The organism is Pseudonocardia sp. EV170527-09 (assembly GCF_008369905.1).
In the GTDB taxonomy this organism is placed as follows: domain Bacteria; phylum Actinomycetota; class Actinomycetes; order Mycobacteriales; family Pseudonocardiaceae; genus Pseudonocardia.
Genome location: NZ_VRMC01000143.1, coordinates 1 through 8,011, shown reverse-complemented (window position 1 = coordinate 8,011; position 8,011 = coordinate 1). Strand labels below are relative to the sequence as shown.

General features: G+C 70.8%; 6 protein-coding genes. 4 read left to right on the top strand and 2 right to left on the bottom strand.

The features are described 5' to 3' along the window. Positions 1 to 441: 441 nt before the first annotated feature. Positions 442 to 936: a hypothetical protein gene (locus FVA95_RS26690; RefSeq protein WP_161992474.1), complete on the top strand. Its 495-nt coding sequence runs from the start codon at positions 442 to 444 to the stop codon at positions 934 to 936. Positions 937 to 1,053: 117 nt separating this feature from the next. Then, positions 1,054 to 1,317, top strand: a complete 264-nt coding sequence (locus tag FVA95_RS26685) for a hypothetical protein (RefSeq protein WP_149666585.1) — start codon at positions 1,054 to 1,056, stop codon at positions 1,315 to 1,317. 902 nt (positions 1,318 to 2,219) lie between these two features. Here FVA95_RS26685 and FVA95_RS26680 read toward each other — a convergent pair. Both FVA95_RS26680 and FVA95_RS26675 read right to left on the bottom strand, forming a co-directional pair. Beyond that, the gene (locus FVA95_RS26680) at positions 2,220 to 2,714 is read right to left on the bottom strand and encodes a hypothetical protein (protein ID WP_149666584.1); all 495 of its coding nucleotides are present in this window, start codon (positions 2,712 to 2,714) and stop codon (positions 2,220 to 2,222) included. Continuing rightward, positions 2,711 to 3,382 carry a hypothetical protein gene (locus tag FVA95_RS26675; RefSeq protein ID WP_149666583.1) on the bottom strand — a complete coding sequence of 224 codons (672 nt, stop codon included), beginning with the start codon at positions 3,380 to 3,382 and terminating at the stop codon, positions 2,711 to 2,713. Before FVA95_RS26675 ends, FVA95_RS26680 begins: the two co-directional genes overlap by 4 nt. Before the next feature lie 44 nt (positions 3,383 to 3,426). Between FVA95_RS26675 and mobF the strand changes: the two genes are divergently transcribed. Together mobF and FVA95_RS26665 are read left to right on the top strand one after the other, a co-directional pair. Further along, a complete protein-coding gene (gene mobF / locus FVA95_RS26670; protein WP_149666582.1) occupies positions 3,427 to 7,650 on the top strand; it encodes a MobF family relaxase in 4,224 nt (1,407 codons plus the stop codon). Between the two features lie 95 nt (positions 7,651 to 7,745). Further along, positions 7,746 to 8,011, top strand: a 266-nt coding sequence (locus FVA95_RS26665; protein ID WP_161992473.1) for a transposase, incomplete at its 3' end; no start/stop codon positions are given.

The window sequence follows — 8,011 nt, the reverse complement described above, 5'->3', positions numbered from 1 at the left end:
GGCCACGTCACGCTGGACGAAGGCCTGGGTGTAGAAGTCGGTCACCAACTCGGCGTTGACACCCTCCACGCCTGCGGTGCTCGCGTCCTCGGGGCCCTCGGGGCCCTCAGGGGCCTCCGGGGCCTCGGCGGTCTGGGTCGGCACCGCCGGGGGAGGGGGCGACTGTACGTGCGGCGCGCCCGCCGCCGCCGATGCTGCCGGGGTCGCGGGCGCTGCGGTCGCGGTGGACACGGCCGCTGCGGACACGGTCACCGCGGCGGCAGCGACCAGCGCTGCCGCCGCGGCCCGGCGTGTGAAGGTAACGGGTGACATGCGCCCAGCAGAACACGCCTACTCACCGGTAGTGGCAGTGCACATTCGGTACACGACTACGTGGACTCGCCCGGATCTCGGGGAAGGCCCACATCGTGAAGGCAGGCGGTAGGCGGGGGAGGTGGTCGGATGCGTGCTGTGCGTGCGGTGGCCGAGGTGGTGCACGACCGGGCGGGTGGCACGGCGTCGTTGGTGACGATCGCGGCGGATGTGCCTCGGCTGGCCCGTGATGATCATCCGGGGGCTGAGGTGGTGAGCGTCGAGGTGGCCGAGTTGTTGGGGCGGGGCTGGGCGCTGTTGTCGGCGGCGTCTGTGCAGGCGGTGGGGCGGTTGCCGTGCCCGGCAGGGTGGTCGGTGCGGGGCCTGGACGTCCGGGGCCGGATCGTGATCGGCACCGGAGTGGAGGTTCTCTACGACGGGGACCTCGGCCCGGACCTGCCCGCGTATTGGTCTGCTGGTCTCGCTGCGCAGGGCGGGTATCTGATCGTGTGTGTCGCGGGTGACGGTGTCGATCTGACCCGCACCGATCTGGTCGATCACCTGGCGTGGGCCCGCGGGCGGGGGCAGGTCGTCGCGGCCCGTGTCCCCGTGTTACCGACCTCAGAGTTCCCTGCCCCGGACTGAGCGACACGCTCTGCCCGTGCCCGGCGGTTCGTCATGATCGGCGTCTTATCGTGGCAGCGATCGTGATGGTGAGATCGTGATGGTGATGGCTGGTCGAGTGTGCGGGGTGTGCGCCGGGTGAGTATGGAGCGGATGGTGCCGCTGGGGTACCGCTTGTTCGACGAGGCTCATGAGCCGCAGGTCGCGGCGCGGGCGGTGCGGGTCGTCGCCGCGAACGCCCACGGCCTGGAGGATCTGCACTGGTTGTGTGACGCCCTCGGCCTGGAGCCGGCGTTGTCGAGGCTGACCGCATCGACGACAGAAACCGCGTCGACCGCATCGACCGCGTCGAGGGGGCGGGACCCTGGTGCCCGGCGGAGTTCGGCAGGCCCGGTTCGCTGACCCGCCCGATCCCCTTCGAACGTGCTACTTGCAGCCGCAGGAGCAGTCCTGCCCGCAGGTGGTGCAGGGGCAGCTCGGGCCGCACGGGCAGGTACCGGTCGTCTTCTCGGGCATCCCGGGGCCGCCGCGACAGCTGTGCCTCACATAGATGCGTATGTGAGCATACGAGTGGTTGGTGGCGTCCGCAACGCTGTCTGCGGTGGGCGTGCGTGGCGGCCGGGCGGTTCGGCTCTCGAGTCCAGTTCCAGAGTGCTGCCAGTTCCGGAGGATCCGGGGTCAAAGCCCCCTGTCAGTTCCAGAGGACTGTCAGCGCGAGCATCGCGACGACGATGCCGCAGCCGGCGATGACCAGGGCGAGCCAGGCCCCGGCGTTCGGGGTCGAGGGCGTGGGTCCGGTCTGGGTGACAGCCCCAGTGGTGTGTCCGGGTGTGTCGTCGCGGCGGTGGACACCGGTGAGTGAGCGCTGTCCCCGCCCTACCCACTGCCCTACCCACTGCTGCCCGGCCCGCGGTGCTGCGTGCTGCCCTGCCTGCTCAGGTCTCTGTCCTGGCCGGTGGTCCGGCTGTCGGTGTGGTGGGTGCTGGTGGAGGGCGTCGTCGAGGGCCGCGCGGTTGAACACGACGGTGGCGGGGCCGTCGTCGAGGCCGTCGTCGAGGCTGGCGGCGGAGTGGGCGTCGGGGTCGGTTCTGCCGACGTGCCGTCTCGGGGGCGCTGCCGTTCGGGGCGCTGCCGTTCGGGGCGCTGCCGGTCGCGCGGGTTGTCGTGGTCGGTCGCCGTTGCGGTTGGTGTCCACGAGGTCACAGTGCGCGACGGGGAAGGGTGGTGGCCAGAGATTCACGGCGATGTCACCTTTCTCGGCGCCCGGCTCGTCGTGGTCGTCGTGGCGGCGGCGGTAGGCGGGGTCAGCCTTGTATGTCGCCGCGGCGGGCGGCGGTGTCGAGGTGGCGGGCGATGTCGACGATGTCGTCACCGGTGAGGTCGGCGATGGCCCGGGCGGTCAGCCCGCGCTCGTACAGGGCGACGGTCCGGCGGCGCCGCTGGGTAGGGGTGGTCGGCTGGGGCCAGGTCGCCGCGTCCTTCTTGGCCTGTGCGATCTGGTGGCTGTTGGCGAGTTGGTGGGCGAAGTGGAGCCCTTTCGCCTTGTTCCATTCACCGAGGTCCTCGGAGCGGGCCCAGAGCGTTTCGATGTAGTCGTGGTCTTCGTCGAGGAAGTCGGCGGTCTCGTGGACGGTGAGCCCTTCCACCCGCAGCACGAGGACCTGGAGACGGGTCCAGAGATCCTCATCTGCCAGGCCGTCGTCGACATCATCGACCTCGTCGAGGTCGTCGCCCCATCGCCCGTAGCTCCGCAGCCGGTAGTTCCGCAGCTCGTAGTCCCACAGGTTCTCGGGTGTCATGGGACGGCCTTTCTGTGCGGCGGTGCGGGTCTCGATCCGGGCCCCGGATCGGAGGTCGGGCAAACGCTTTCTTCGTTCTTATATCCGGCTGCATTGGCAGTCGGATATCGCCGTCCCGGCGATCGTGTGGGCGGGCGCACTCCACAGCTGCGTCGACGTCGAAGGTCCCGTTGTCCGGGTTCGGGTTGGGGGGTGTTGTTCGTCTCGCCTGTGTCGTCGACTGTTCCGGATTCGAGGTCGAGGTCGAAGAGGACAGTTTGGAATGGTGGTGCGTGGCGGTATGAGGTGCGGCCGGTGGTGAGTGCGCATTTGCGGCAGTTCGCGGGGTCGGTGGTGGCGGTGAGGTCGTCGGTGGCGGCGAGGCCGGCCCAGCCTTGGTTGCAGGCGGGTACGGGAAGGGTGAGGTCGGCGAGCCAGTCTTTCCAGGCGATGTCGTGCACGACCGGAGAGCGGCCGATCCGGAGGCGGTGGCCGGTGAACCGGCGGGCTTGTTCGGCGGCGAACGCGGCCGGGTCGACCTCCACCCCGGTCTCCCTTCCGCGGTCTCGTCGTCCGCCGCTCCGCGCCGGCGACATCGATCCCATGACTTTGATCTTGCCGTGCGGTCCGCCGCCTGCCCCGGCCAGCGAACCGCACGGCAAGATCAAAGTCAACTGCAGCACACCCATGCATCCACTGATGATCTTTGGGTGGGTGGGCTAGGATCGTGGTCATGTTGCGGATCACGACGGTCGGTGCGGGGGCGGTGGAGTACCTGCTCCGCGGTTCCGGTTGCGCCGCGCATCGTGGTTCGGAACGGGCCGAGGGGTCCCGGGTCACCCAGGCCACCACCACCACAGTCGGTGTCGGTGGTCCGGGGTATTACGCGTCGGCGGTGTCGCATGGTGAGCCGGCGGGGCGGTGGTTCGGGGCTGGGCTCGGGGCTCTGGGGTTGCCGTTCGCTGCGGGTGAGGTGGCGACGGCCGGGGATGTGCGGGCGGTGTTCGGGCAGTTGCGGCGTCCGGAGTCGTCGGAGAAGGATCCGGTGTTCATCGGGTCGCGGCCGCGGAATTACGCGTCGGTGGAGCAGCGGGTGGAGCGGGCGCTGGCGCGGGAGAAGGGCGCTGTGTCGGCGGAGCGGGCCGAGGAGATTCGCCGTGCTGCGGAGTCGGATGGCCGGCGGAGTGTCGCTTATTACGATTGGACGTTTTCGGCGCCGAAGTCGGTGAGTGTGTATTACGCGGCGTTGATCGCGTCCGGTGCTGAGAGTGAGGCGGAGAAGGTTCGGGCGGCGCATGAGCGGGCGGTGGAGGTGGCGGTGTCGTTCGCGGACGCGCGGGTCGCGGTGACGCGGACGGGGCGGCATTCGGGTCCGCGGTCGGCGGCGGGGCAGGGTGTGTTCGAGCAGGGGCGGGGTACGGCGTGGACGTTGTGGGCGCATTCGACGAACCGTGAAGATGAGCCGCATTTGCACACGCATGCGGCGTTGTTGAATCGGACGGCGACCGCGGATGGTCGGGTCACCGCGTTGGACGGGGTGTCGTTTCGGGGCATCAAGCTCGGCGTTGACGCGGTGTATCAGCAGTCGCTGGAGCAGCTGGTGACTGCGGCGGCCGGGGTCGCGTGGTGCGAGCGCGTGGACGGGTGTGCGCGGGAGATCGCCGGGGTCGATGAGTCGTTGATGGTGGCGGCATCGACGCGTCGTGGGCAGGTCGTGGACCGGGTGGAGGAGCTGTCCCGGCTGTATCGGGCGCGGACGGGTCGGGACCCGGATGGTGTGGTGCGTCGGCGGATCGCGCAGGCGGCGGTGTTGGACACGCGGGCGCCGAAGTCGGCGGCTGCGGGGCCGAGGGCGGTGCGGGCGTGGGCTCGGGCGCATGTGGCCCAGCTGAGCGGGGCGTTGTCGGACGCGGCCGAAGCCGCGGTGCGGGCCCCGGCCGCGCGGGCCGGGCAGTCGGGTCCGGTGGAGCGGGGCCAGATGCTGGCGGCGGCGGTGGCGCGGGTGTCGGCCCGGTCGGCGGTGTGGGACATCGGGAATCTCGCTTTGGCGATCAAGGCCGAGGTCGCCGATCGGTGGGAGGTGGTCGGGCTCGCGGAGGCCTCGCCGGCGCAGCGGGCGGCCGGGTTGGAGGCGTTGGCGCGGGAGGCGGTCGCCGGTGCGGGGGTGGTGCAGGTGTCGATGACCGAGCCGGTGCCGGTCCCGGACGGGTTGCGCCGCGCCCGTGGCACGCGGGTGGACTCATCGGGTCGGGTTGTTGCTGGTGAGGGTGGGTATGTGTTGCGGGGTGCTCATCGGGAGCGTTACAGCTCGGCGGCGCATCTGGGGCGTGAGGAGGCGGTGGTCGCCCGGGTGTCGTCGGGGCTGGATGTCGGCATGGCTGCGGAGAAGACCGCGACGGTTCGGGCGGAGCTGGCCGGGCAGGGCTTGAGTGCCGATCAGGTGCAGGCCGTGCTGAGGGTGCTCACGTCGCGGGTCGCCGGTGATGTGCTGGTGGGTCCGGCGGGTGCGGGGAAGTCACGGACGATGGGTGCCCTGGCCGGGGTGTGGGGGCGTGAGGTCGGCGGGCGGGTGTTGGGGTTGACGACGTCGCAGATCGCGGCGAACAACCTCGCCGATGATCACGTCGAGGCGTTCAACACGGCGGTGTTCACCACCCGTTTCACGGCCGGGGAGCAGGGCCCGCCCCGGGACCGGCTGCGCCGTGGGGACCTGGTGATCGTGGACGAGGCGGGGATGACCTCCACTACCGACCTCGACCTGATCATGCGCCTCGCCGCAGCGGCCGGGGCGAAGGTCGTACTGACCGGGGATCCGGAACAGCTGGGTGCGGTCGGCGCGGGCGGGTTGTTCGAGTACCTGGTCGGGTCGGCGTCGTCGGTGACGGTGTTGGAGCAGGTGCACCGGTTCGTCGAGGACTGGGAGAAGGCGGCGTCGTTGCGGGTCCGGGCCGGGGATACCGGGGCGGTCGCGGAGTATCTGGCGCGGGGCCGGTTGCATGCCGGGACGGTGGAGGAGATGGAGACCGGGGCGTCGCGGGCGTGGCTGGCCGACACCGTCGCCGGGCAACAATCGTTGTTGATCGTGGGGACGAACGAGCAGGCCGCACAGTTGTCGGAGCGGTTGCGGGGCGAGTTGATCCGACTGGGCCGCGTCGGTTCTCAGCCGGTCGGGGTGGTGGCCGGGCGGGAGCCGGGTGGGCAGCCGGTGTCGGTCGGGGACCGGGTCCAGGCCCGTCTCAACGACCGCACCCTGCACGTCGAACCGGGGGTGCTCGGTGGCCCGGCTGGGGCGGTGACCAACCGGGAGGTCTACACCATCGTCGGTGCGGGACAGGACGTCGAGGGTGGGCGGGTGTTGTGGGGGCGGGACCGGCACGGCGCGACCGCGCACTTCCCCGCCTCCTACGCCGCGGAGTATCTGCGTCTGGCCTATGCCGGGACGGTGCATGCGGCGCAGTCGTTGACGGTCGATACCGGGCACGCGATCCTGGGTGAGAACACCGGGCGGGAGTCGGCGTATCCGGCGATGACGCGGGGTCGGGTGGCGAACCATGCGTGGCTGGTCGCCTCTCGTGACCCGGACGCCCACGATCAGCAAGCTTTGGTCGAGACGGCGCGGTCGCGGTTCTCGTCGGTGATCGACCACAGCGGTGCGCCGGTCGCAGCGCTGACCGCCCGAGCCGAGGGCCGGGCCCAGGCACGGTCGTTGGTGACTTTGGCCGGGGACTGGATCGACCTCGCGCGGGCCCGGGATCGTGGCCGGGCCGATCAGATGGTGGAACGGGCGCTTGGCCCGGCGGCGGCGGTGCGGGTCGCGTCCGAACCCGGGCGCGGATCTCTGCTGAGTGTGCTGGCCGAGGCCGAGATCGGTGGGCACGACCCGCAACGACTCCTGGTCGAGGTGGCCGGGTGGCGGGAGCTGGCCTCGGCGGAGAACGTGTCCGATGTGCTGCGGTGGCGGATCGCCCACGCACTACCGAGACGGGTGCCGGACGATCCGGTCGCCGCGGCCGGGTTGTTCGACACGTGGACGGTGCCCGGCGGCGACCTGTATGCCGTCCAGCGGAACCAGCTGGCACCGCTGATCGTTGACCGCATCAGGGAGTTCGGACACCAGGCCGCCGACCAACAACCTGCCTGGGCGGTCGCCGCGCTCGGCCCGGTCCCCGACCCCGACCACGCGGCCGCCGAGTATGCCGACTGGGTGCGCCGCGCCGGGGCCGCGGCCGGGTACCGGGAGTACACCGGCATCGCCGCCGAGGCGGTGAGCCTCGGACCGGTCCCGCCGGTCGATGATGTGCATGCCCGCGCCTGGTGGACCCACGCCGCCACCGCGCTCGGGGTCGACACCCGGGACGAGTACCGGCGGGCACCGGATGCTGTGTTGGTCGGGAAGGTGCGGTACTGGGACCGGGTCCACGCCGGCGCCCCGACCTACGCCGCCGACCAACTCGCCGACGCACATGGCCGGCTGCACGAGGCCCGGGTGAACGCGATCCTCACCGATGCCGCCGCCGACAACCCCCGCACCGATCCCGTCGCCCGGGAACTCGCCGCGGTCAACGCCCGCACCGCCGCCACCCTGGTCGAGATCGCCCAACAGCAGGTCGAGGTCTGGACGGCCGCGCACGAACGCCGCAGCAGCTGGTGGAACCACGTCAGTGACCTCGCCGAGGACGCCCGCCTCGCCACCGACGAACTCCACCGCCGCGGACACACCGCTGGCACACGCACCGAGGCGGTCGCGGCCAGCCCCGAGGCTCCCGAGGCCGTCGTCCCCAGGCCGGACACGGCGATCCACGAACACGCCGCGCTGGCAGCAGCAAGGGACACGATCCGAGCAATCCGGTCCTCGACCGTTGCCGCTCTCGAACCCCACCAGCTCCACGACCACCAGGACCTCGACCACGGCATCGACCACGGCATCGACATCGACGTACCAGGTCTCGAATACTGAACCCCGGATCAGGTGGTCGCGGCGGAGTGAGCTTGACCCCTGACGCCGGACACGTCACCTGAGGTGGACCCGGTCCACCAGGGAGGATGTTGTTCGTGCCTGCACCTCACCCGCCCGAGTTCCGGCGTCGCGCCGTGGACCTTGCTCGTGCTGGCGACAAGCCGGTGTCTGCGATCGCGAAGGAACTGTCGATATCGGAGTCGTGTTTGCGGAGCTGGATGGCCCAGGCCGCCGCCGACGACACCGGCGGCTCTGATTCACGGCTGAGTAGCGCCGAGAAACGCGAATTGACCGGGCTCCGTAAGGAGAAGCGTCGCCTTGAGGTGGAGAACGAGATTCTCAAGCGGGCGGCCGCGTATTT

Bases quoted from the DNA above. Each gene is read 5' to 3' on its own strand.
- FVA95_RS26690 (WP_161992474.1), top strand. From the start codon at position 442: ATGCGTGCTGTGCGTGCGGTGGCCGAGGTGGTGCACGACCGGGCGGGT.
- FVA95_RS26680 (WP_149666584.1), bottom strand. From the start codon at position 2,714: ATGACACCCGAGAACCTGTGGGACTACGAGCTGCGGAACTACCGGCTG.
- FVA95_RS26675 (WP_149666583.1), bottom strand. From the start codon at position 3,382: ATGGGTGTGCTGCAGTTGACTTTGATCTTGCCGTGCGGTTCGCTGGCC.
- mobF (WP_149666582.1), top strand. From the start codon at position 3,427: ATGTTGCGGATCACGACGGTCGGTGCGGGGGCGGTGGAGTACCTGCTC.